This window comes from Lactiplantibacillus fabifermentans DSM 21115, assembly GCF_000498955.2.
Classification (GTDB): Bacteria; Bacillota; Bacilli; order Lactobacillales; family Lactobacillaceae; genus Lactiplantibacillus; species Lactiplantibacillus fabifermentans.
In genome coordinates this window covers 1-23,929 of the sequence record NZ_AYGX02000154.1, presented here as the reverse complement: position 1 = coordinate 23,929, position 23,929 = coordinate 1, and the positions used below count along the sequence as shown (strand labels likewise).

The following is a 23,929-nucleotide window of genomic DNA, read 5'->3' as shown; positions in this document are numbered from 1 at the left end:
AAGCTGATCTTTTTTGTCCGAACAGCGTTCGGATTAATTTTACAATCTACCTTATACTCAAAAAAATGAAAGCAGGGGATTGGCATGGGAAAAGTTAACATCCGGCCAGTGTTGGTAACGGAATTAGGCGAATTATGGCAGCGCGGCTTCAGTAATCCGCAAGCGGAATGGACGCGCTGGAATGGACCGTATTTTCACGATCAACTGCCTAGTCGAACTGATTTTGAAACGATTATTGGCCCGAAAGATTGGCTGATTACGCCGAGCAACTGGGTAATCACCGCGGACGACCAAATCGTTGGTAGTGTGAATTATCATTTTGTGGACGGCGCCTTAAAACGCTGGCTAGAAGTCGGTATTATTATTTTTGACAACGCACAATGGGGCCAACATATCGGTCAACAAGCCTTGAAATTATGGGTAACCCATCTGTTCAACGACGTAACGGCATTGCCGCATATCGGCTTAACGACTTGGTCGGGCAATACGCGCATGATGCATCTGGCGACAGCCATCGGATTAAAGCCCGAAGCGCGGATTCCCCAAGTGCGCTACTGGCAAGGCCGTTATTATGATTCCGTTAAATACGGTATTTTACGGTCAGATTGGTTCCAACAAGATTGACTTAAAAACATTTGTTCCCCTATCAAAATTACGGTATCATGGAGATATCACAAAAAAGATAGGGCGGAGAATTGAAATGAAAAAACGGGTAGCTAGCTTAGTAGGTGTCCTCGGGGTTGCGTTATTGCTTGGCGGCTGTAGCAGTGTTGACAGTTTGACGAGTTCGTCAAGCAGCAGTGCGAAGACGACCAGCAGCACGACGGCTAGTGCGAGTGGGACTAACAATCAAAGTACATCAGCAACTTACGCCAGTTTGGCGAAAAAAACGTATCAATCAGGGACATCCGCGGCCATTAAGGTCAACAGCGGTAAGAGTACTTTAAAGGCGAGCCAATGGAAGAAGTCTAAAATTGACTATGGTAATTTGGATAGTTTGAATCGGACGACGACTGATACGGCTTATTTGAGTAAGGCTAATTTAGGCCGTTCAGCCGGACGGACCGCGCAAACGTGGAGTCCTACTGGCTGGCATAACCAACCAATTACGGTGAACGGCAAGCGGGTTTATCCCCAAAACCGGGGCCATTTAATTGCGTATACGTTATCGTTTAACTTAACACAGGATGGCCAATATAAGTCCGGCGAAGATGGCAGTTTGGATAATCCGAAAAACTTAGCTACACAAACGGCTTATTCAAACCAAAAGACGATGCAGATTTATGAAGACCAAGTGCGGACGGCCTTAGAGCAAGGCAAAAAAGTCATCTATCGCGTCACGACCGTATTCCGTGGCAACGAGTTGATGCCGCGTGGGTACTGGTCACAAGCCGTTTCCACCGATGGCAGTGTGAACTTTAACGTCTACATTTGGAATGTGGAACCCGGTGTCAGTTTTGATTACGCGACCGGGCGGGGCAAAGCCGATAGTAGTCTGCAAGTGGCCGGCGCTGATAAGGTGACTAGTAGTGCTAATACTAGTGCGAGCCGCTATTCCAGCAGCACGACGACTTCTAAACAAGTTGAACGCGAATTATATAAGTACGGTTATAAATATGTCAAAAAAGCTTTGAAATAGACCATAAAATAAAGTGCCGGTTCAGATAATAGTGATAATCACTGTTACTTGAACCGGCACTTTTGGCATCGAACTAATTTTTTTGACTTTATTGATGGTCCGCGGCAATTGACCATGGGGACGTATGCAACATCCAAGTGATGCCATACTTGTCGACGAATTGGCCCATCTTGCCACCCCAGAATTGTTCCGCGAATGGCATGGTGATTTTGACTTCATCACTAGCAACGAGTTGTTCGTAGAAATCATCGGCGGCTTTGGCACTAGCGGCGTCTTCGTTATTGATATCTAACATCAACGTGATTTGGCTGCTTGGTTGGGGAGCGCCATGGAAGGCATCGGAACATTCCAGTTTGGTGCCTAAGATGGTGAAGCCACCGTGCATGGTCATGCTGTCCAAGTCAGCATCGGCCGGTAAGCCAAATTGTTGGGCTTGTTCCGGTTGTGGGCTTAACCGGTAAACATCGGTCGCTCCGAAGACCCGTTGGTAATATTCAATGGCGCTTTTGGCATTTTCGAAAGCTAAGTATGGATAAAGTTGTGATTGCATTTTATCATCTCCGAAAAGTATTTGAAACAGTAGCATTGTAGCATTTTAACGCCGTTTCAGCGACTGAAAACCATTGTGTTTTAGTTGGATTGCCGCCGGTCGTCACAAGGTGGTGCGCCGTGGGGCAGACCTGGGGCCAAGAAGCGGTCCCCAGGGCACTTTTTAGCCAGACCATAACCCATGTCAGGCTAAAAAGTTGACCCCGATACTGAAGTGGCCCAGCCCGCCATTTCAGTATCGCGACACGGCGACCGCCTTGTGACGACCGGCTGAATTGATTTCACTATTTTTGAAGTCGATTACTATAGTAATAACCAACATTAGGAAAGAGGCTAGTTTCCAGATAGTGATGAATATAGTTGTCCGAAGATATCGCACAATTTATGATGGGGGACAATGTGGGTAGATCAGAACAAAAGTATGAAAATAATTGAAAAACGAATAAAAATGGGACAATCGTTGAAAATTGTCGTATTCCAAGACAAACCGGCTAAATCATGCCTAGCTAAAATAGCAGTAGCGACTATACTAATAGACGTAATGTTACTTAACCGCCGTTAATAATTTGTTATTAACAAGTAGCATTACGACCAAATGAGACCCCAAAATCATCGACTTCCTTCCCAAATCTGTCGATAGATTTTTCCAGATCAATAAAATGGTTCTTACCATGTGTTGTTCGATCGTTTGATTGTTTTTGCAATTACCCTTAATTAAGTAGTCCACTTAAACGGACTAATTTTTTGTGGTTATTGCCGCTACTGGCTGACCGTAATTCCAGCTAGCAGCTAAATTAATGCGTTGCTTGTGTTCAGCCATGGGCAGTAATAACGACTTTTATAGAACCAACGTAAGTCGCTAGTATCAAAAAATAGCCTATTTTAAGCACGGCTGCATCTAGCGTATCTAAGAAGGTCGTCTAAATGAGCTGATTATTTGAATGATATGACAAAAAATCCGTCACTAAGTAACGGATTTTTATGTGTTTATTTGAATGGTGTAACTAGTTGAGCTGTAGGTCAGTAGTAATGGAGGTTGCCGTGTATGTGGCGTTAGTTCGGCGTGGTTCTTGCCGGACTTACACCACCGACATCTTTGAAGATTGGCGAATTGTGCCAAGCTTCAAAGTGAGGTTCGAGACCGCTTTTTGGCTCGAACCGGTCGCCTCGGCTACTGGAATTACTGCTGGCCGGAAGCGGCAAACAGCTGCCGACTTTGACTGTTGGAAAGGCTAACGATTATAAAAATAGCAATAAGATAACAATTAATAGCAGTAACGCGTCGACACCGACAAAGTTGCGGTTGAGGCGGTGGCGCCAACAGCGGTAGCTGTCGATGCTGAAGACACCGAACATGAGGGCAATGAGAGTGTAGGTGGAGAGTTTGAGACTCGTATCACTGGTTGGCCCTAAAGTAGCCAATAATAATAATTGCACGATGAGCCAACAACCAGTGATTAGGAACAATCTAAAAATAATTTCGTCATTGATAAACGGCTTCATAACAATCATCCTTTCGATTCTTTACTGCTTATTGTAATCGGTAACATTACTGATAGACAGGCCATTGTGGCGATTCTGTCGTATTATCAGACATTTCGGAAAAAGTGTTGCTAAAAGTTTCAAAAAGGTTTACCATTTATACATTCTAATATTTGAATGAACGAATCTAAGGAGGATTATAGAATGGATAGTCGCGAAGAAGCAGCGCTCAAAGAATTTGGCCACACGATTCCAATCTTTGAAGTTTTAGCCGATGAACGGCGGCAACAGATCATGATTGAGTTAACGAAGCATGCCCAGGGGCTAACGGTTAGCGAATTAACGAAAATCATGCAAATCTCACAGCCAGCCGTGTCACATCAACTTAAGACGTTAAAAGACCATCATTTCGTGAGCGTCGAACGTCAAGGCACCCGGAACTTTTATCGGGCGACCTTAGACGGCCCGTTGACGAAGGTGGAACACTTAATTCATACATTACGGTCCGAACTTGAACTCAAACCATACTTACAATGAATTCCCAGAATCGTTGCTGAGGGGGCAGCGGTGTTTTTAGGGCTAAAACATTCTAACATTCGAATGTAGGAATATTGATAAAGGGGGTAATTTTATTTCAATTCGCACGGAGCTAGATTTGCAACGCGCGATGTATCAACTCTTAGACCGCCGTTCGATTTCACAAATTACGGTGGAACAGATTTGCGGGGTCGCGTTGATTCACCGCAGTAGCTTTTATCGGTACTATACCGATAAATTTGACTTACTCAGTCAAATGGTGATGCGCGCAATTGAGGAGTTACTAGCTGTGGAACAGGCTGATACGGTGGGGTCCGCAGTCATGTCACGGTTCATTGGTACGCACACACAGATTTTACGACATTTGCTAGTGACGAATACGGAAGGTGACAATAATCGTTCACAACGGGTCATTAATGATTGTCTGGTCGCAGTCGCACAAACGGGAGCGGCTGATCGCGTCTTTGTGATGATTCGCAAGTCGCAACAACCAGATTTGATGGCTTACCTTGTTAGCGGGGCGATTACGAGCACTGTGCAATGGCTAAGTAGTGAAAATCTCGATGGCAGCTCACTTGAAACCCAAGCTGCCATTGAGTCCACCTTAGCTACCGTTTTTTCACTTGAACAACAGTCGTTGTAATATTTTTGAAGGAAGGTCCCAGGTTTTGAAAATGATTCGCGGGGAATGGCGAAATATTCGCCATAATAGAATTCTCTTAATCTCAGTCTCAGTTATGATTCTGATTCCATTTTTGTACGCCATCTTCTTCCTGACTTCGGTTTGGGATCCTTATGGGGATACGAAGGAATTACCAGTGGCAGTGGTCAATCAAGATCAAGCTGTGAAGTACCACGGCAAACGGTTTGCCGTGGGGGAACAATTAGTTTCGAATTTGAAAAAGAACCACAAATTAGGGTGGCATTTTGTTTCCGAAAAAACGGCGAAAAAAGGGTTAGCCGATCATAAGTACTATACGATTGTGACGATTCCGAAAAACTTTTCGAAGAACGCCACCACCGTTACTAGCAAACATCCTAAAAAGATGAAGCTGAATTACAATACGAACGATTCGTTAAACTATATCGCGGAAGTTATTAGTGAAGCCGGCGCTAAGCAATTGAATACTAGCGTCCGCGAAGCTGTAACCAAAGCCTATGCGTTAGCGATGTTTAAACAAATTAAAACCGCTGGTGAAGGTTACGATACGGCTGCTAAAGGAGCTAAAAAGCTCAAAGATGGTGGCGTGACCTTACAATCCGGTTTGAAAACTTATACAACTGGGGTCCATACGTTGAAAAACGGGACGACTGAGTTGAATACGAAAGTCAAAGCGATGCCGGCCGGCGTTAAGAAGTTGGCTGACGGCAGTAGCACATTGAAGTCCGGTTTAGACACATTGAATGGCAGCACGGGGACCTTAGCAAGTGGTGTCAATCAATTAGTTGATGGTTCTGGCAAAGTAACCAGTGGCTTGCAAACCATGAACGGTAAAACGGGGACTTTAGTTGCTGGTGTTAATAAGTTAACGAATGGTTCTGGCCAAGTAACGAGCGGTTTGAATCAATTAAACGGCAGCACGGGGACCTTAGCGAGTGGCGTTAGCCAATTAACGAGCGGTTCCAAGCAAGTGACTAGTGGGTCTAACCAAGTTACTGATGGCTCCAAACAAGTCACTACTGGTTTAGGCAAATTAAATAGCAACACCGGCACGTTACAAACCGGTGTCGTTAAGTTAGCCGATGGGTCGAAAGCCGTGCAAGTTGGGGTTACCACTTATACGAATGGGGTATATCAACTTGCAACTGGCTTGAAGACCTTGAACAGTAAAACTGGCGCACTATCTAGTGGGGTCACGCTGTTGAACACGGGCTCCAAGTCATTGGAAAGTGGTGTTTCTAAATATACTGCCGGGGTATCAAAAGCTAATGAAGGTGCTCAAGCAGTTAGCAGTGGCGCTTCGACCTTGAAGTCCAAGACCGGTGATTTATCGACTGGGGTTGGGGCTTTGGCTGAAAATACTGGTACTTTGAACAGTAAAGTGGGCTTATTGCAAGCTGGTAGCAAACAAGTGACGGACGGCTTAAATAAATTAGCCGTTTCCGCTACTAGCGCGGAAGCCCAACAACAAATTGCCAGCTTACAAACTGGGATGAAGAGCATGGAAGCCGCGTTAACGGCCTTACAAACGCAATTAGCGGCGGCTAAAACGGCCAGTGCTAATTCATCACAAGTCAACAGTTTGGTCAGTGCGATGGCGACAAACGTTAATGATTTGACGAGCAGTTCGGCGACGACGACTAGCAGTAGTAGTTCGAGTGCCAACGTGACTTCACAAATCAATGCTAAAATCGAAGCGTTGAAAGATTCACAAAACTTAACCGATGCGCAAGTTAAAGCGTTGGAAGATAGCTTAGCGAGTGTTGGTAGTAGCACCGCAACTAGCAATGCTAACACAAGCTCAGCCACTAATACGGCAGCAGCCACAGCTTTGAAGAGTAACATGGATAAGCTTAAGGCAGCCACAGCTAGCACACAATCTTCATCGACCGCTGATCCAAGTCAATTATTAGACAGCTACAAACAACTCGAAGCTGGCGTAAATGCTTTGATTACTAATGTTAATACGATGTCTGGTAGTTTAAGCAAATTAGCGAGTGGCTCGAGTGAAGTTTCGACGGGCTTAACGGCTTTACAAGCTGGGACCACGCAATTGAGTACTGGTTTAAACGCGTTGAACAGCCAAGTGCCGGATCTGGTTTCAGGCGTCAATTCCTTAGCGGCGGGGTCTTCAAAAGTTGCTAATGGGACGAGTGCCTTAGTTTCGAATTCGAGTGATTTGAACAGCGGCGCGGCCACCTTAACTAAGGGTATCGGTTCTTTGAACAGCCAAGTACCAACGTTAACGAGTGCGATTATGCAATTGAATAACGGTGGTCAAAAGTTGAACAACAACTCCGCCGACTTGGTTAGTGGGACCACGCAAGTTGCTGACGGTACGGCGCAATTAAGCGCGCAAGTGCCAACCTTAGTCAGTGGCGTGCAACAATTGTTTTCGGGTTCGAGTGCTGTGACGCTTGGTTCCGAACAAGTCACGAGCGGTTCCGGTCAAGTTACGACTGGGTTAGTGACGTTAGATGCCCAAGTACCAACGTTAGTTAGCGGCGTGCAAAAGTTAGCTAGTGGTTCCAGCCAAGTTACGACCGGCTTAACGACCTTGAATGGTCAAGTCCCAGCTTTAGCTAGCGGCGTGGCTAAATTAACGAGTGGTTCTGGTCAAGTGACGACTGGGTTAGTGACGTTGCAAGGTAAGGTACCAACCTTAGTTACCGGCGTGCAAAAACTCGATAGTGGGGCCGGTCAGTTAAATACCGGTCTCCAAACACTTAATAGTAGTACTGGCACGTTAGTCAGTGGGGTTCAAAAACTCTCGGATGGTGCTGATAAGCTAGACAATAACTCTGGCAAATTATTGAGTGGGACCAACAAGATTAAAAATGGGAATGCCACGTTAGCAACGTCCTTACAAAGTGGGGCCGACACGATTAAGTCAACACCACTTAAGAACGACAATGCTAGCATGTTTGCGGCACCATCTAAATTAACGCATACGCGTTATAGCTATGTACCAAACTATGGGCATGCCTTAGCACCTTATGTCTTGTCCTTAGCCTTATATGTTGGGGCCGTAGTCTTCAACTTCGCTTATCCAATTCGGCGGATGGCGGACGACGATGGGTCACCAACTGAATGGTTCTTGAGTAAAGTTACCGTTGGGACCGTTGTGGCCGTAGCCATGGCGTTTGTTGAATGTATCGCCTTGTTGATTGCTGGTTTGAAGCCAGATCACATGGTTGAATACTTCGTGACCGCGATAATGATTGCGTTGGCGTCGATGTTTATAGTCATGTTCTTGTCGATGGCCTTCGATAATCCAGGTCGATTCGTCGCGATGGTACTGCTGATGCTGCAACTTGGTGGCGCCGGCGGGACCTTCCCAATGGAAATCACCAACTCGTTCTTTAATGCAATCCATCCATTCTTACCATTAACGTACTCCGTCATGGCGTTCCGTCAGGCGATTACAAGTGGTTGGGGGAATGGTACCTTCGCTTCATCAATTGGCGTCTTAGCCTTGTTTATGGTCTTAGGGTTGCTCTTATTATGGGCTTCCATGATTGTGTTACATCGCTTACAAATGCAACGTCCAGCTGATGAATTAGAAGAAATCCAAGCTAAGCACGCCGAAAAATAAGCGCGTTTAGTCAACAATCTTAAAAAGTGTCACTGCACAATTTGTTGCGGTGGCACTTTTTTGTGCGCTGATTTGCCGCTGCCAGCTGACCGTAATTCCAGCCGCCATGGGGACTTCCATGACGGTCAGCCGGCAGCTAGATTGATTTTTAAGTTTGCTTGTGAGGATATCGGTATTTGTTCATCTGTGGTCGACCGCAACAAAATTACGACGTATGGATAACGTTACGACCGTTGATTGAGATAAGTTATGTGAGATTAAAGATGTGACATGGAGCTTTGATGTCAGCGTGGTAATTGCTGAAATATGGCTAGTAATTTACACGAATAATCGAGAATCAATGAAACGAAAATTTGAAAACTGAATCACTTTGTAGCCAACCTATTCCAATAGTATACTTAACTTAATCAATCAAATCGGAGGAATGGTGATGAAGCGAGGGCTGGTTATCAGTTTATTATGTGTATTAGTGGTTGTTTTGAATGGGTGTCAGGCGTCGTCGAAATCTAAGACTAAGGCACAGCCAGAACCGACACCGCAGTTGGATTTTCAAGCCTTGAGCCAAAGTACGCAACCGCATGTGTGGTTGTATACGATTGATGGGGCTGAAAATCACTTGGCGGAGCAGGCCCATGTTAATCAAGTTATTGTGACGCAAAATGGGCAAGTAACTGTCTACGATACGCATTTGCCATTATCACAAGTGATGCAGATGACCGCGCAAACGACGATTAATCGCGCTCAGCAAGCGGATCGGCAATTGTTCAACCAAGCTTTGGACCAATTATTCGCGCTTAACCAAGCGGGGGTTCAGTTACGACAACACGCGTTAACCGTGGAGTGGCCCCAAGTTGTCCGCGGCTTTAATCCCCATAATGCTGACACCCAGCAATTTATCACCACGTTACAAGCGGTTCAAAAGCAAGTGATTACGCAGCCGTACTTGCCACCGGTCGCGGCCACGTTGGCGGTTGGGCAGCAAGCACATCAGCTGGACTTAACGACGTATTCGCGGCAAGTGGGTAGCTGGGCAACGCATCCCGCGGAGATTGTCTTTCCGGCGGATTTTGACCGCTTTATAGCGGTTAAGCCCCAACGGTATGGTCAATTTGATACGATTCGACAAGAACGTTTTCACGGTCAGAACCTGACCTTCTTTGGGCATACTGGGCAGGTTGAAGAATTGATTGCTTGGCCGGGACGGGCTGAGTTCGGTTAGTATTTGGAAGTTAGTTTTTAATAGACCGCTTGATGAAATTGGTTGTTCATTGAGTGGTTTTTTGTTGAGCTATTTTTGGTGTCGAAACGTGGTACAAAAGGCAGTTTGTACCACTCTTGCATTTGGAACTTCAAATCCAGTTCAACAACCGAACTGTGTTAAAATGTATTAATATTTCGTTAAAATTTAATTAAAGAGTTGGAGGGCACGCCTTGAGTATTTTTGTAAAACTAGGCTGGTATTTTCGTCGCGAGTGGAAACTGTACTTGGCGGGAATTATCGGTCTTATTTTGACGGCCATTATTGGCATCGTGCCACCCCGCGTTATTGGTGACGTGGTGGATGGTATTAATCAACATAAGTTGACGATGCATCAGTTGTTCGTTTATTTAGCCATTATTGCCGTGGCCGCCGTGGGGCAGTATGTCGCCCGCTACTTGTGGCGTAATGCCATCTGGGGCGGTGCCGCTGGTCTGGAACGAACCTTACGTGAACGTTTATTTTGGCATTTCATGAAGATGGATGCGACCTTTTATCAAAAGTATCGGACCGGGGACTTGATGGCGCATGCGACCAATGACTTGACGGCGATTGAACGGGTTGCCGGTGGGGGGATTTTACAGTTTGCCGATTCGATTATTACCGGGGGCACGACATTGATTGCCATGATGACGTTGATTGATTGGCGTTTGACGCTAATTGCAGTCGTCCCATTTCCATTGTTAGCCGTTGTGTCGTGGTATTTAGGGCAAAAGATTCACGTGGCCTTTCGCGCGTCTCAGGCCGCCTTTTCGCGGTTGAATAATAAGGCGCAAGAAAGTATTAGTGGCATTAAAGTCATTAAAGCGCTCGGCCAAGAAAAAGCCGACGTGCAAGACTTCAATGACCAGATTGACCAAACAATTAAAATTAATCGCCACGTCAATGTGTTGGATTCATTATTTGATCCGGCGATTACGTTAATTATCGCGCTCTCATACGGTGCCACGATTGTGCTCGGTGGACTGTATGTGATGCATGGGACGATTACGATTGGTAACCTCGTTTCATTTGTCACGTACTTGGGTATGATGGTCTGGCCGATGTTTGCGGTCGGAATGCTATTTAACACGATGGAACGGGGCAACGCGTCGTATGACCGCGTGATGGAATTGTTAAATGAAAAGAGTGCGATTGTCGATGCGCAACATGGCTTGGCCAAACGACCAAGCGGTGATATTCACTATGCAATTCAACAATTTAATTATCCAAACGATGCCGGCACGAGTTTAAGCGACGTGACTTTTGACTTACACGCTGGCCAAACGCTCGGGATTGTTGGCCGTGTCGGTGCCGGTAAGTCGACGATTATGAAATTAATTTTACGGTCGTTTGATAATTATGACGGTGAGATTGACTATGGTGGTCATGATATTAAGGACTATGCGTTGGATAGCTATTTACCGGCGATTGGGTATGTCCCCCAAGATAGTTTCTTATTCTCGAATACGATTCGTGAGAATATTCGCTTTGCGGACCCACACGTGAGTCAAGCAACGGTCGAAGATGTCGCGGCTAAAAGTGACTTAGCCGGCCAAATCGCCGGGATGGCCGCGGGTTATGATACTCAAGTCGGTGAAGAAGGGATTTCTCTATCCGGTGGACAACGACAACGCTTAGCGATTGCGCGGGCTTTGTTGATTAACCCCGAACTATTGATTCTAGATGATTCGTTGTCGGCGGTCGATGCGGAGACTGAAGCCGAGATTTTAGCGAACTTGAAAGCGGAACGAGCTGATAAGACAACGATTATCGCGGCCCACCGTTTGAGTTCAGTTATGAACGCCGATGAGATTATTGTCCTTGATGCTGGGCGCATCGTTGAACGAGGGACGCATGCGCAATTGATGGCGCAACATGGTTGGTATCAAGCGATGTTTGATCGCCAACAACTTGAAACTAAAGTGGAAGGGGCGGTGCAATAATGGCGCAACGTGAATCGGTGTGGGCGCGCAGTATACCGGTCAAAGAACAGTTGACGGTGATTCGGCGCCTGCTCCCATATGCCAAACCATTCAAGTGGTTCTTTGTGACCACGATTATTTTATCGGGACTAATTAGTGTCGTTAATATTTATTTACCAAAAGTTTTGCAACTTTTTATTGACCGTTACTTACGAACGGGCCATGCCACCATTACCATCATGTGGTATTTTGCTGGCTTGTATTTTTTCGGGATGGTGATGCGAGCCTTGATGCAATTTTTCCAAAATTATACGAGTACGATGGGTGCTGAATATATGTTGGAAAATGTCCGGCGGCAGATGTTTGCCAAGCTCCATCGCATGGGCATGCGGTATTTTGACCAAGTGCCGGGAGGGTCGATCTTGTCACGACTCACGAATGATACGATGTCTTTTTCAAATTTCTGGGCGTTATTTAATACGTTATTCACGGCCTTTTTTGCGGTGATTTCATCGTTTTTAGCGATGTATTTCACCGATAGCAAAATTGCACTGTGGTTGCTGGTCTTTATGCCGTTTTTAGGCGTTTCGGTTTGGTATTATCAACGGTATAGTTCGCGAGTGTATCGCCGGATGCGCGAACGCTTGAGTGAATTGAATACTAAGCTCAGCGAAGCGATTACCGGGATTAGTGTGATTCAACAATTTCGGCAAGAACACCGCATCAATGGCGAATTTGATCAGACGAATGATGCTTACTTCAAGACCCGTCAAGCGATGATTCGGACGAATTCGTTGTTACTCAGTCCACTAATTGATTTGTTTTATGCGTTAGGGACAGTTATGGTCTTGGGTTTCTTTGGGATTCAAGGGGTCAATGGCTATGTCGCGGCCGGGGTCGTTTATGCGTTTATTACGTATTTGAATAATTTTTATAACCCGATGACCCAAATGATGGATAACTTGTCCGACTTTCAAGACGGGGTCGTGGCTGGTTCGCGGGTCTTACGGGTGATGGATGACCAGACGATGGCGCCAGCCCAACATGCGGACCCGACGGCGAAGATTACGCGCGGTAAGATCGAGTTTCGTCACGTGACGTTTGCGTATGATGGGGAACATCCGGTATTAAAAGATGTGTCCTTCGTTGCCGAACCGGGTCAAACCGTGGCCTTAGTTGGCCAAACGGGGAGTGGGAAAACTTCCACGATTAATGTGTTAATGCGCTTTTATGATTTTCAGTCCGGCGAAGTCTTAATTGATGATCGGGACATCCGGGACTATCCTGCCGAAGAATTACGGCAAAAGATGGGCTTAGTATTGCAGGAACCCTTCATGTTTTATGGCGATATTAATTCGAATATTCGGATGTTTAATGACGCCATTTCGGATGAAGCAGTCCAAGCGGCCGCAAAATTTGTGAAAGCTGATGACTTTATTGAAGCCTTGCCAGAAACATATCAGTCTCGCGTGATTGAGCGGGGCGCCAGTTATTCGTCCGGCCAGCGCCAATTGATTTCGTTTGCGCGGACGATTGTGACTGATCCTAAGATTCTAATTTTGGACGAAGCCACGGCCAACGTCGATACGGAAACTGAAGAAATGATTCAAACCGGGTTAAGTCGGATTCAAGAAAACCGTACGACGATTGCGATTGCCCACCGGTTATCCACGATTCAAAATGCCGACTTAATCTTAGTTTTGCATCAAGGCCAAATCGTGGAACGTGGGACTAATGATGAGTTGCTCCAACAACACGGTTATTATTACGATATGATTCAACTGCAAAATTCCGCCCACGTTGACTAGCTTTGTGGTAAGCTATGGTCAAAATGACATGAGGTGATGACCATGCAACGCAAACTTGGTTTATTAACGGCGTTTGGTTTATGTTTATTAAGTGGCTTAAATTTCATATTGACGCTGCTACGTCGGCATGACGATGGACTACCTAAGAAGATTAAAATCAAAGTGAAGTTTAAGTAGTATTTTGGACCACCTATTGAAAAAGTGAAATTTATTTAGAGTGATTGTCAGTGATGACGGTCACTCTTTTTATTAGCGGTGAATTGCATCGGCACCAATAAAAGTGAACTTTTTTGAAACAAATCCTTGCCTTCGACCTGCTCGAAGCTAGTAGGCTATGTTTAGATGCTTAATCAGCGTCGGTTTGGAAAAGGAGTCTGAATAACTTTATGGAAACCATTAAACAACAACTACTAACTGGTGAACGGGCCTTATTCAAAGCTCGCGACTTACAAATTGAAAACAGTACTTTCGCGGATGGCGAATCGCCGTTGAAGGAAAGTGCTAACATTAACTTGACGCAATCAATTTTTAAATGGAAATATCCTTTGTGGTATAGCCGCCATATCAAAGTCGATAATTCGATTTTTGAAGAAATGTCGCGGTCTGGAATTTGGTATACCGATGACATTACGATTACGAACAGCACGCTGCAAGCACCGAAACTCTTTCGGCGGGCGAGCCAAATTAAATTAGACCACGTGCATATGCCGCACGCTGAAGAAACGTTATGGAACTGTCGTGATATCGACATTCATGATGTGCAAGCCGCTGGGGACTACTTCGGGATGAACAGTGAAAATATTACGGTACGTGATTTTGATTTAGTTGGGAACTACGCCTTTGACGGTGCTAAGAATATTGAAATTCATAATGCCACATTAATGACGAAAGACGCCTTGTGGAACTGTGAAAATGTTACGGTCTACGATTCTAAGATTATTGGTGAATATTTAGGCTGGAACTCTAAGAACGTCCGCTTCGTCAACTGTACGATTGAAAGCGACCAAGGCCTCTGTTACATGGATGGCTTGAAGTTGGAAAACTGTACGTTGCTTAACACCGATTTGGCGTTTGAATATTGTTCAAACATTGATGCCGACGTAAACTCGACCATCGACAGTGTTAAAAATCCCATCAGTGGCCAAATTCATGCCGCGGCCATCACGAAGATTATTATGGATGACCCAGAAATTGATCCCCATCAAACATTGATTAGCGTCGATTCTGAAAGTGGGGTGCAACACCATGCCGTATGATTTTGAAACGGTAATTGACCGTCGGCAGACGAATTCGATTAAGTGGGATGTGAAAGCAAATGAATTACCCATGTGGATTGCCGATATGGACTTTAAGACGGCGCCGGCGATTACCGCGGCGTTAGAAGCAAAAGCAGCCTTTGGTATTTATGGGTATGAAGATGTCCCCACGGCTTATTTTGAAGCCGTGGCGGATTGGTGGGCTAGTGAACATCATTTTCGACCGGAATTAGCGTCAATGATGTTTTGCACCGGCGTTGTACCAGCAATTTCATCCATTGTGCGTAAAATGAGCGCCGTTGGGGATAACGTTTTAGTTCAAGCGCCGGTTTACAATATCTTTTATCATTCGATTGAAAATAATGGCCGGCACACGTTATCGAGTGATTTGATCTATCAAGACGGGCAATATACGATTGATTTTGACGATTTAGCCACCAAGTTGGCCGACCCATTGACCACGATGATGATTGTCTGCAATCCGCACAATCCGATTGGCATCGTGTGGTCGCGCGATACGTTACAACGCATTGGCGAACTATGTTTACAAAACCACGTGTTATTAGTCGCCGATGAAATTCATGCGGATTTAGCGCTCAATGGCAACGACTATACGCCGGTTGCGTCCCTTAGTCCGGACGTGGCCGCTAATACAGTCAGTTGTGTGTCACCAAGTAAAACGTTCAACGTGGCGGCTTTACATGCGGCCACCTTGATTATTCCGGATGCCACGGTGCGTGCCCGGGTCAGTCGCGGTATCAATAATGATGAGCTGGCTGAACCAAATGCCTTTGCGGTGCCTGGGAGTATTGCGGCGTATCGTGACGGTCACGAATGGGTGGCAGCGTTACGTGAAAAACTCGCGGCTAATCAGCGGTTATTACAACAATTCATCAAGACTGAATTACCAGCCGTACACGTGATTGAAGCCCAAGCGACTTATTTGATCTGGCTAGATATTAGCGCAGTCGCTGACGATGCCAGTGAATTAGCTGATTTTATTCGGCAACAGACCGGCTTGTTCTTATCTGCCGGGGACGTTTATCGTGGTGATGGTCACCAGTTCTTACGGATGAATATTGCTTGTCCAACGAGCATGCTCCAAGATGGCTTAAACCGATTAGCAACGGGCATCAACGCCTATCAAGCTAAGTAAGTTAGGTACAATATTGGATTGGCTGGAATGTGCCGCTTCCGGCTGGCAGTAATTCCATCCGCTGTGGGGACCGGGGCTAGCCAAAGTGCGGTCTAGCCCCTCGCTTTTAAGCCTAAAAACCAAGTCTTAAAAGTTGTCCGTGCAGTAAGTACGAAAAATTCATCGTACTAACGCCACCACCACGGCGGCTCCCATTACTGCCAGCCTCCAGCTAAATTACGATTACCATATAAATATGACAAAGATGCCGTCACTTCAATTGTGGCGACTTTTTTGTCGGGTGGTTTAAATAGCAAGTGTGATTAAGCGATGGTATTTCGGAAACGCTGCAACTTTCAGCAGGTCAGCGATAAAGTTATCACCATGGGGTCTTTCCAAAGATTGGTGAATTTGGAATTGTCGTTGTGAGTCCGTAGCAATTCCAGTAGCCGTGGCGACCGGTTCGAGCCAAAAAGCGGTCTCGAACCTCACTTTGAAGCTTGGCACAGTTCGCCAATCTTCAAAGATGTCGGTGCCGTAAGTCCGGCAAAAAACAGCCGCACTAACGCCACTTGCACGGCAACTTCCATTGCTACGGACTCACAACTGAATTGATTTCCCCTTAAGAAAACGTGGTATCACTTCGAGGTAACCGTCAACGTAAGTGATTAATTGGTCTATCAGCGACTTGGTTGGTCGGGTATGCTAGTTGTAGATTCACCAATGTATGGAAAGACCCTCACCATGACAGCGACAACCATAGCGCTTCTTTCATAAAGATGGTCACTGTACCGTTAGTACGCAATTCGTCACCCATAATAAGAATGCTTAGTCACAATTTCGTGTACTAAGCATTTTTATCGTTAAGTTGAATTTAGTAGTCGGCCAACTGCGACAATCGTCCCGTGTTTCGATAACTACATCGGTGGTAACAAACTGTAAAGTCGCTTTTTACGGTTTTATCTACTAAAATAAACCTATTGAAAAGATTAGGTGGGTGGTCGAGATGGAAATTGGAATTGTAGGTGCCGGGACGGTCGGTACCATTCTAGCCAAAACGTTTGCGTTAGCCGGTAATCCGGTTAAGTTGAGTCGCCATCATGGGGCGGCGAGCTTAGCGCCGCGGCGGAGTGAATTTGCGCCTAATATTGATTTTGTCGAAGTGGCCGACGCCTTGCAACAGCCGTTGGTGATTATTGCCGTGCCATTCGAACAAGCGCCAGATGTCTTAAAGCAAGTGGCCGATTATGAACAACGGATGGTCTTAGATGTGACAAATCAATTCACCGCAGCGTTTAAAAAGATTAAAACGGCGCCGTTGACGGGTAGTGAAGTTATTGCGGCCGCGGCGAATAATGCGCGGGTAATCAAGGCGTTTAATACGTTGCCACCAGAATTTATGGATGGTCACGTGACCGGTGAAGGCCGGCGGGTGTTGTTTTATGCTGGTGACGATGTCGCGGCGAAAAAGGAATTTGCAGCGCTAGTGCGGCCGATGAACTTTCGCCCGGTCAATCTTGGTAAATTGCGGCATGGTGGCAGTGTCATGCAAGTCGGTGGCGGCTTGGGAAACACGCACTTTGTCCAGTTAGATGAATAAATAGTGAGGTCTTATCGTTGAAAGCATGGGTAGTTACGGATTCGCAAACGTTAGGCGTCGGGGCTTTAAAACAAATTGACGTGCCTGTACCGACACCGGCGCAAAATGAAATCCAAGTTAGAATCAAAGCCGTCGGGTTAAATCCCGTTGATTATAAAGTGATCAATAGTGGCGTGGCGGCGTGGCAATATCCACACACGGTGGGGATTGATGCGGCGGGTGAAGTGACGGCACTGGGCGACGGTGTGACGGACTTTAAAGTCGGAGACCGCGTCTTTTATCACGGTGATTTGCGGCGCAATGGGTCGTTAGCTGAGTATGCGGTCACCTTGAGTACGGGCGTGGCGCATTTACCCGCGGAACTGACTTATGAACAAGGTGCCGCGATTCTTTGTGCGAACTTAACGGCGTATCAAGCGTTGTATCGTAAAGTCAATCTCACCACCGCTCGGAGTGTCCTCGTCCATGCTGGTGGCGGTGCGGTCGGTTTGGCTGCACTACAATTGGCCAAGTTATTGGGCCTAAAAACCATTACGACCGTTTCGGCGCGTAAACGGTCGTTGGTCGACCAAGTTGGCGCGGCGGATGTGGTCGTTGATTATCATCATGAAGATGTGACCAAGGCGGTTTTAGCAGCGACTAATGGCCATGGTGTCGATATTAGTATCAACACGATTGGTGGCACCGAACTCGCGGCTGATACGGCTCGGATGGCTTACAATGGTCAGATTGTGGCGATTGGTAATGGTTACCCGGATCATGTCGAACTCGATGCGCGCGCGCTTGGACTAATTCGCGATGGATTAGGTGGCGTTTATCGGTCGAATGATTCCGACTTGATTCATGACTTAGCCACGATGGCGACGGCGATTGGTCAATTGGTTGTCGAAAAAAAGTTGCAACCAATGATTGGCCAAGTCAGTGCGTTCGCCAGCGTGCCAGCCGCGCTCCAAACGTTACAAGCGGGGGCGAATGTTGGCAAATTAGTCATCAAAGTGGCGCCCTGAATTAATTGAATAATTATCAAAAGCGTGGCCGAGGTTTGGCGACGCTTTTTTACTGTTCATAATTCATTAACTAGTTTCGCTTATAAACTAATTCGGCGGTTATTTTCGTTAATTAGTTTATAGACGGAATTAGTTTTGAATCATGGTAAAGTGTCGTTATTTATAAGTTAAATAAAATATTTTTTGAATTTATATGATTCGGTTAAAGCGTTACTGCGGCAAGCAGTTTAATTGTAACCGTTTAAATAAATTATCATTAACATAAGTGTTCTGCGTTGACCTGAAAGCGCAATCTTGTTATTATATCCACATTCTAATATTCGGTTTAGCTTAGCAACTAATAAATAATTCGTGCAGACGAATGGTTAATAATTGACCACGGATCATCGACATAAATTATTTTTTTGTAAATAAACTGACAAGCACAGATTATGTAAAAACGCTCACATTTATTAAGAAATGGCAGATTGTAAAATTTAAGTTGAACATTTAAGTGGACAGAAAAACCCATCAAGGTCTTTAATGGTGTTACCACACAATCCATTAGAAAGAAGGACCTTGATGAGCACCACTATTTTATCATTCCAGAACCGTGTTGTCATTGAAACGCTTCATAATGAAGGACGTTCCTTGCGATACATCGCTAACTACTTAGGCTTTAGTAAGACCACCATCTTTAACGAACTTCACCGGCTAAATAGTGAGTACCAGGCTGGGCTAGCGCAAACTGACTTTGAACGAAAGGTTAGTCAACGGGGGCGGAAGTCTTCGCTCACTAAAAACCTTAAACACTTGATCGAGGAAAAGATTCAAGTCCAGAAGTGGTCCCCTGAACAAGTTACCCATGTGGTGGGGATTGCCTACAAGACGGTCTATAACTGGATTGATCAAGGATGGCTTGATATACAGTTGCCCGATTTGCCTGATCATGGAATTCGTCGTCATCGTGCTAAAGAAAAGCGTGGTACGTTCAATTACGGCCGCTCCATTGAGGAGCGTCCTCATAAAGTCGAAACTCGCCAGGAATTTGGCCACTTTGAAGCTGATACCGTACTTTCTGGTAAACGTAAAGGTCAAGCTGTGGCTACTTTTGTGGAGCGTAAGAGTCGCCTGACAATTGTTAAACGGCTCCATGGTCGCGACAGTCAGTCCATGACTCAAGCCGTACTTGAACTAGCTAGTCAACTTCAAGACAAGCTCAAGACGCTTACCGTAGATCATGGTAAAGAGTTCGCTAACTATCAGACAATTGAACGGCGAACTTGTACACAGGTTTATTTTGCCCATGCCTATTCACCGCATGAAAGAGGCAGTAATGAGAACCGTAACCGAGTTTTGCGGCGCTTTATTCCCAAAGGCCAAGCCATTGAAGAACTAAGTGATCACCAATTGGTTCAAATTAATTGGTATTTGAATTCACGGCCACTTAAATGTCTTAATTGGCATACACCAATCGAGATCTTCTTGCTTAATTTACGTCATTAAATTCGTTCAAGTTATTTCTTGCAATCTGCCAAATAAATTAGAATTTGAGCGAAATTTCATATAATACTTGCGAAAAATGACTGAACCTTGTAGTTTATTTGTACAGGACGTTAATAGTTGTACGGTGATATTTTTAATAAGGGTAATCAAAGCATAAAGGGGGCGTTATAATGCGGAGCGGAATCGTTGCACGGGCAACTATGATGATGAGTATTTTGATTGGGACAATTGGGGGACCACTAGCAAGTGTGCCCGTGGCCCAAGCAGTGACTGACACGACTAATGACAGTTCGACAGCCACGCAAACGATTGAAGCAGCAGCGAGCAGTCAAGTGTTTAGCGACGATGCGGCTACTAGCAATGGCACCGATTCGACGACGGCAACCACGACGGCGGACAGTGCGAGTAGTACGAGTGCTAGTTCTGAAAGTGATAGTACCGCAAGTACCGCGGCCAGTTCGACCGTAAGTAGTGCTTCATCAGCAAGTACCACGAGCACGACTAAAGCGACGAAGGACGCGGCCGCTGATGATGAAAGCAATATCGCTTCCAGCACGATTGGCAGCGTTCCTTGGTATATCAACTCAGCTGGTGAATTGCACCTTGAAGCGGGTGATTTTGGTACCGGGTTAACTGTTTATCAAGGTAGCAATGCTTCACCATGGACAGCATCTTGGGTGACCAATTATGCCAGTCAAATCAAAAAAGTGGTGTTTGACGGTGAGGTGACGGTTTCAAGCAACACGTCGTTGAAAAATTTATTTACCGGTCTGACGAGTCTCACGAGTATCGAAAATCTTAATTTGTTAAAAACCGACAACGCCACTAGCTTAGAAGCCATGTTTAGCGGTGACACGGCGTTGACCACGGTTGATTTTACCCAAAATAATTTTAGCAGTATTACTAATATGAGTAATATGTTTCTAAATTGTAAGAGCCTCACTGCCTTGCCAACGAGTAATTGGCAAGTCGGTAATGTCACCGACTTTAGCTCGATGTTTGCAAGCTGTAGCAAGTTAACTAGCCTCGCCCTTGGTAGTTGGAATGTGAGTCAAGCCACGACCATGTTGTCGATGTTTAATGGTTGTACCAGCCTAACGACGATTGGCAGACTGGCAAGGTTGAAAACTTTGGTTCCATGTTTCGGGCTTGCACGAGTTTAACCACGATTGCCTTAGCTAATTGGGATGTGCGGCAAGTCACGACGATGTACTCCATGTTTTATGGTTCTACTGGACTGACGAGCTTGCCCGTGGATAGTTGGCAGACGGATAGTCTTACTAACACCGGCTCAATGTTTACCAATGCTAAGAGCCTAACCACGCTTAATATTAAGAATTTTAAGATGGGAAAAGTCACCTCAATGGCGGCCATGTTTCAGGGGTGTACGGGCTTAACCACATTAGATATTGGTGGTTGGGATGTCAGTAAAGCAGAGTCGTTAGCAAATATGTTTAGTGGCTGTAGCGGTTTGACTAGTTTAGACATCAATAGTTGGTCGACTAGCCAAGTCAACACGCTGTCCAACGCCTTTTACGGGGTTGGGTTAACCACGTTAGATCTCAGTAGTTGGGACGTTAGCAAAGTTACAGTGTTTACCAATGCCTTTGCTACTTCTAAAATCAAGCAATTAAATTTATCTGGTTGGCAAACAACGGCTGGCAAGACGATGAATGCCATATTTAACACCATGCCTAATTTAGCCGACTTAGACATTAGTAATTTTTCAACCGCGAGTGCCACGACATATGTGAATATGTTCGGTTCAGATAAAAATTTAGCGCACGTTAAGTTAGGGTCAAAATTCGTCTTTAAGGACAGTACGATGGCCTTGCCAACGCCAAGCACCACCGCGCCGTATACCGGAAAATGGCAATACGGTACCGATGGCCCAACCTATACCGCCGCTGAATTGGCTAGTGATTATGATGGCGCGACGATGGCCGGGGATTATTACTGGGCCAAACAAGGGACCGTCAATGTTGAATATGTCGATGAAGCGGGTAATGAGCTAGCAGCCACGACGACGATCAACGGGGCGATTGGTGATAAGTATACGACGGAAGCCAAGTCGTTTGAAGGGTATCAATTGAAAGCCACGCCAGCTAATGCCAGTGGGACGTATACGGATACGCCAATTACGGTAACTTACGAATACGTTGGGCAACTGGTACTTACGGGCGCCCCGACGACGTTAGACTTTGGGACGCATACGATTAGCGCTGAAAATGAAACTTATGATTTAGCCGCGCAAGATACGCCCTTAGAAGTTAAAGATACCCATGCCAGCGGGTCGAGTTGGGTCTTATCCGCCCAACTCACTAGTAGCTTTGTGGGCAATACAACTGGTAAGGCACTAGCGGCTAGCTTGTATTACCAAGATAGTGCGGGCCAACAAACGCCGATTACTAGTACCGGTTTTACCCCGATTATCACGCATACGACCACTTCAACGGATCAAGTCAATGTATCTAAAGACTGGATTGGGAGTGGCGAAGGTTTGAAGCTATCAGTGCCCGCGGGGAGTGCCCGCAATGATAGTTATAGTGCCACGATTGAATGGAATTTAGCCGACACCGTGCCAAACGAATAAGGGGGAGCTTAGCACCATGAAAAAACGGCATTTAATGTTACTAGGCGTGGCGTTGCTAGGTTGGGGTTCATTGACCTTACCAGCAACGGCTAGTGACACCGACAGTCATGCGACGGTTGGGTTTTACGGCACGTATCATCCGGCGAAAAAATCGTCGAGCGAGTCGCAAGCGGACCAAGTGCGGCCCGATAACCCGAAGGCCAAGTCGTCATCGCAAAAAGCGACCACGACGAAACATACTGCTGATGCCACGATTAATAACACGCCCTTGTGGCAGCGTTGGCTGCCGCAAACCGATGAACAACGGAGCATCTGGCTCATCATTGGGGGCTTGTTGTTACTACTACTGTTAATCACATTCAAAAAAAGAAAAAGGGGAACACACTCATGAAAAAGACACTTTTAGGTTTAATGCTTTCAGCAACATTACTCGCAGGCGCAACTTTGACAGCCCAAGCTGCCGATACTTCGAATGGGACGGTTGGCTTTGAAGCGGGTTCTTTGATTATCGATAACGGCGACGACGGGATGAACGCCACGGATTTAGACTTCGGGACTAATAAGATCACGAACAGTGACGAAACGGTAACTAATGACAACAGCAGTGCCCAAATCACGGTTAATGACTTGCGTGGGAGCAATGCTGGCTGGAATTTAGGGGTTTCACAAGATGCGCAATTCACTTATACAAGCGGTAGTAAGACTTACACCCTTGATAATGCCGCAATTACCTTAAATGGGGTTTTAGCAAGCACTTCAACTGATGGTGTTGGCTCAACGGTTAACTCAGGCGTGTTATTGACACCCGGTTCCGGTACCGAACAATTAATGTCAGCGACGTCTGGTAATGGTAACGGTAAGTCAGTTGCCGATATTTCAACGTCAACTTTGAAGATTCCTGGCGCAACTGCTAAAGTACAAGGGAGTTACACCACTACTTTGACCTGGGACTTAAACTCCGGGGTCGCGAATGATTAGTCGGGTAAAACTGACAATATTTACAGCCATCATTGTTTTGATGGCGATCTTTACCGGTGCCCAAGCGGCAACTAGCAACAATACGGTCGGCTTTGAAGTCGAACCGGTGGCGTCTAGTTATCAGGTCAATTCAAAAGTTTCGTACTTTGATCTCAAACTCAAGCCCGGTCAAAAGACCAATATTGCAGTTAAAGTCAAAAATACGAGTGGCAAAGCGCTAACGATTAATACGTCTGCGGCCACGGCGACAACCAACATTAATGGGGTCGTGGAATACAAAGAAGTTAAAGCAGATAAGAGTATTGATTTACCAGCGAACTTGTCAAAATTGATGACCACGAAGACGCCCAAAATTAAGCTCAAAAAAGGCGAAACCAAGACGGTCACTTGGTAGATTGTAAAATTAATCCGAACGCTGTTCGGACAAAAAAGATCAGCTTCC

The 23,929-nt window shown here is 45.8% G+C and carries 22 protein-coding genes; 20 read left to right on the top strand and 2 right to left on the bottom strand.

From position 1 onward, the window contains the following. Nucleotides 1-84 precede the first annotated feature (84 nt). Both DY78_RS12775 and DY78_RS12770 read left to right on the top strand, forming a co-directional pair. Nucleotides 85-624: a GNAT family N-acetyltransferase gene (locus tag DY78_RS12775; RefSeq protein ID WP_024625538.1), complete on the top strand. Its 540-nt coding sequence runs from the start codon at nt 85-87 to the stop codon at nt 622-624. Between the two features lie 76 nt (nt 625-700). Further along, on the top strand, nt 701-1,639 hold the full coding sequence (locus tag DY78_RS12770) for a DNA/RNA non-specific endonuclease (RefSeq protein ID WP_029779086.1): 939 nt from the start codon (nt 701-703) through the stop codon (nt 1,637-1,639). An 88-nt stretch (nt 1,640-1,727) separates the two neighbouring features. Here the strand turns inward: DY78_RS12770 and DY78_RS12765 are convergent, their stop codons facing one another. Further along, nucleotides 1,728-2,189, bottom strand: a complete 462-nt coding sequence (locus tag DY78_RS12765; protein ID WP_024625536.1) for a VOC family protein — start codon at nt 2,187-2,189, stop codon at nt 1,728-1,730. Between the two features lie 1,028 nt (nt 2,190-3,217). Here DY78_RS12765 and DY78_RS12760 point away from each other — a divergent pair. Further along, on the top strand, nt 3,218-3,424 hold the full coding sequence (locus tag DY78_RS12760) for a hypothetical protein (RefSeq protein WP_156093481.1): 207 nt from the start codon (nt 3,218-3,220) through the stop codon (nt 3,422-3,424). Nucleotides 3,425-3,427: 3 nt separating this feature from the next. Here the strand turns inward: DY78_RS12760 and DY78_RS12755 are convergent, their stop codons facing one another. Next, on the bottom strand, nt 3,428-3,691 hold the full coding sequence (locus DY78_RS12755; protein WP_024625535.1) for a hypothetical protein: 264 nt from the start codon (nt 3,689-3,691) through the stop codon (nt 3,428-3,430). A 183-nt stretch (nt 3,692-3,874) separates the two neighbouring features. Between DY78_RS12755 and DY78_RS12750 the strand changes: the two genes are divergently transcribed. The 17 genes from DY78_RS12750 to DY78_RS12675 all read left to right on the top strand — a co-directional run bounded on the left by DY78_RS12750 (nt 3,875) and on the right by DY78_RS12675 (nt 23,881). Next, nucleotides 3,875-4,207, top strand: coding sequence for an ArsR/SmtB family transcription factor (locus DY78_RS12750; RefSeq protein ID WP_024625534.1), 333 nt, complete (start codon nt 3,875-3,877; stop codon nt 4,205-4,207). 118 nt (nt 4,208-4,325) lie between these two features. Continuing rightward, nucleotides 4,326-4,850, top strand: coding sequence for a TetR/AcrR family transcriptional regulator (locus tag DY78_RS12745; protein WP_235810677.1), 525 nt, complete (start codon nt 4,326-4,328; stop codon nt 4,848-4,850). A gap of 31 nt (nt 4,851-4,881) precedes the next feature. Then, nucleotides 4,882-8,463 (top strand): YhgE/Pip domain-containing protein, encoded by a 3,582-nt coding sequence (locus DY78_RS12740; RefSeq protein ID WP_038357222.1) that lies wholly within the window; start codon nt 4,882-4,884, stop codon nt 8,461-8,463. A gap of 430 nt (nt 8,464-8,893) precedes the next feature. Further along, on the top strand, nt 8,894-9,682 hold the full coding sequence (locus DY78_RS12735) for a hypothetical protein (RefSeq protein ID WP_029779085.1): 789 nt from the start codon (nt 8,894-8,896) through the stop codon (nt 9,680-9,682). A 212-nt stretch (nt 9,683-9,894) separates the two neighbouring features. Next, complete coding sequence (locus DY78_RS12730) at nt 9,895-11,646, top strand: ABC transporter ATP-binding protein (RefSeq protein ID WP_024625531.1); 1,752 nt, start codon at nt 9,895-9,897, stop codon at nt 11,644-11,646. Continuing rightward, entirely contained in the window at nt 11,646-13,433 is a 1,788-nt protein-coding gene (locus DY78_RS12725; RefSeq protein ID WP_024625530.1) for an ABC transporter ATP-binding protein, read from the top strand. Before DY78_RS12730 ends, DY78_RS12725 begins: the two co-directional genes overlap by 1 nt. Nucleotides 13,434-13,475: 42 nt before the next feature. Next, nucleotides 13,476-13,610: a hypothetical protein gene (locus DY78_RS16825; RefSeq protein ID WP_268872507.1), complete on the top strand. Its 135-nt coding sequence runs from the start codon at nt 13,476-13,478 to the stop codon at nt 13,608-13,610. Between the two features lie 209 nt (nt 13,611-13,819). Next, nucleotides 13,820-14,689, top strand: a complete 870-nt coding sequence (locus DY78_RS12720) for a DUF3737 family protein (RefSeq protein ID WP_024625529.1) — start codon at nt 13,820-13,822, stop codon at nt 14,687-14,689. After that, the gene (locus DY78_RS12715) at nt 14,679-15,845 is read left to right on the top strand and encodes a MalY/PatB family protein (RefSeq protein ID WP_024625528.1); all 1,167 of its coding nucleotides are present in this window, start codon (nt 14,679-14,681) and stop codon (nt 15,843-15,845) included. Before DY78_RS12720 ends, DY78_RS12715 begins: the two co-directional genes overlap by 11 nt. A gap of 985 nt (nt 15,846-16,830) precedes the next feature. Continuing rightward, nucleotides 16,831-17,424: an NADPH-dependent F420 reductase gene (locus tag DY78_RS12710; RefSeq protein WP_024626331.1), complete on the top strand. Its 594-nt coding sequence runs from the start codon at nt 16,831-16,833 to the stop codon at nt 17,422-17,424. A 17-nt stretch (nt 17,425-17,441) separates the two neighbouring features. Beyond that, on the top strand, nt 17,442-18,431 hold the full coding sequence (locus tag DY78_RS12705; protein ID WP_029779202.1) for a zinc-binding dehydrogenase: 990 nt from the start codon (nt 17,442-17,444) through the stop codon (nt 18,429-18,431). 561 nt (nt 18,432-18,992) lie between these two features. Beyond that, nucleotides 18,993-19,916 carry an IS30 family transposase gene (locus DY78_RS12700; RefSeq protein ID WP_024626330.1) on the top strand — a complete coding sequence of 308 codons (924 nt, stop codon included), beginning with the start codon at nt 18,993-18,995 and terminating at the stop codon, nt 19,914-19,916. Between the two features lie 170 nt (nt 19,917-20,086). Continuing rightward, complete coding sequence (locus DY78_RS12695; RefSeq protein WP_029779201.1) at nt 20,087-21,079, top strand: BspA family leucine-rich repeat surface protein; 993 nt, start codon at nt 20,087-20,089, stop codon at nt 21,077-21,079. Continuing rightward, entirely contained in the window at nt 21,001-22,509 is a 1,509-nt protein-coding gene (locus DY78_RS12690; RefSeq protein WP_156404131.1) for a BspA family leucine-rich repeat surface protein, read from the top strand. Before DY78_RS12695 ends, DY78_RS12690 begins: the two co-directional genes overlap by 79 nt. A gap of 16 nt (nt 22,510-22,525) precedes the next feature. Next, nucleotides 22,526-22,900, top strand: a complete 375-nt coding sequence (locus DY78_RS12685; protein ID WP_024626329.1) for an LPXTG cell wall anchor domain-containing protein — start codon at nt 22,526-22,528, stop codon at nt 22,898-22,900. Then, a complete protein-coding gene (locus DY78_RS12680) occupies nt 22,897-23,487 on the top strand; it encodes a WxL domain-containing protein (protein WP_024626328.1) in 591 nt (196 codons plus the stop codon). The genes DY78_RS12685 and DY78_RS12680 overlap by 4 nt, the downstream gene beginning before the upstream one ends. Continuing rightward, nucleotides 23,480-23,881, top strand: coding sequence for a DUF916 domain-containing protein (locus DY78_RS12675; protein WP_024626327.1), 402 nt, complete (start codon nt 23,480-23,482; stop codon nt 23,879-23,881). The genes DY78_RS12680 and DY78_RS12675 overlap by 8 nt, the downstream gene beginning before the upstream one ends. Nucleotides 23,882-23,929: the final 48 nt, after the last annotated feature.

Coding starts and splice junctions, on each gene's coding strand:
- DY78_RS12775 (WP_024625538.1), top strand. CDS start 85: ATGGGAAAAGTTAACATCCGGCCAGTGTTGGTAACGGAATTAGGCGAA.
- DY78_RS12770 (WP_029779086.1), top strand. CDS start 701: ATGAAAAAACGGGTAGCTAGCTTAGTAGGTGTCCTCGGGGTTGCGTTA.
- DY78_RS12765 (WP_024625536.1), bottom strand. CDS start 2,189: ATGCAATCACAACTTTATCCATACTTAGCTTTCGAAAATGCCAAAAGC.
- DY78_RS12760 (WP_156093481.1), top strand. CDS start 3,218: ATGGAGGTTGCCGTGTATGTGGCGTTAGTTCGGCGTGGTTCTTGCCGG.
- DY78_RS12755 (WP_024625535.1), bottom strand. CDS start 3,691: ATGAAGCCGTTTATCAATGACGAAATTATTTTTAGATTGTTCCTAATC.
- DY78_RS12750 (WP_024625534.1), top strand. CDS start 3,875: ATGGATAGTCGCGAAGAAGCAGCGCTCAAAGAATTTGGCCACACGATT.
- DY78_RS12740 (WP_038357222.1), top strand. CDS start 4,882: ATGATTCGCGGGGAATGGCGAAATATTCGCCATAATAGAATTCTCTTA.
- DY78_RS12735 (WP_029779085.1), top strand. CDS start 8,894: ATGAAGCGAGGGCTGGTTATCAGTTTATTATGTGTATTAGTGGTTGTT.
- DY78_RS12725 (WP_024625530.1), top strand. CDS start 11,646: ATGGCGCAACGTGAATCGGTGTGGGCGCGCAGTATACCGGTCAAAGAA.
- DY78_RS16825 (WP_268872507.1), top strand. CDS start 13,476: ATGCAACGCAAACTTGGTTTATTAACGGCGTTTGGTTTATGTTTATTA.
- DY78_RS12720 (WP_024625529.1), top strand. CDS start 13,820: ATGGAAACCATTAAACAACAACTACTAACTGGTGAACGGGCCTTATTC.
- DY78_RS12715 (WP_024625528.1), top strand. CDS start 14,679: ATGCCGTATGATTTTGAAACGGTAATTGACCGTCGGCAGACGAATTCG.
- DY78_RS12710 (WP_024626331.1), top strand. CDS start 16,831: ATGGAAATTGGAATTGTAGGTGCCGGGACGGTCGGTACCATTCTAGCC.
- DY78_RS12700 (WP_024626330.1), top strand. CDS start 18,993: ATGAGCACCACTATTTTATCATTCCAGAACCGTGTTGTCATTGAAACG.
- DY78_RS12695 (WP_029779201.1), top strand. CDS start 20,087: ATGCGGAGCGGAATCGTTGCACGGGCAACTATGATGATGAGTATTTTG.
- DY78_RS12685 (WP_024626329.1), top strand. CDS start 22,526: ATGAAAAAACGGCATTTAATGTTACTAGGCGTGGCGTTGCTAGGTTGG.
- DY78_RS12680 (WP_024626328.1), top strand. CDS start 22,897: ATGAAAAAGACACTTTTAGGTTTAATGCTTTCAGCAACATTACTCGCA.
- DY78_RS12675 (WP_024626327.1), top strand. CDS start 23,480: ATGATTAGTCGGGTAAAACTGACAATATTTACAGCCATCATTGTTTTG.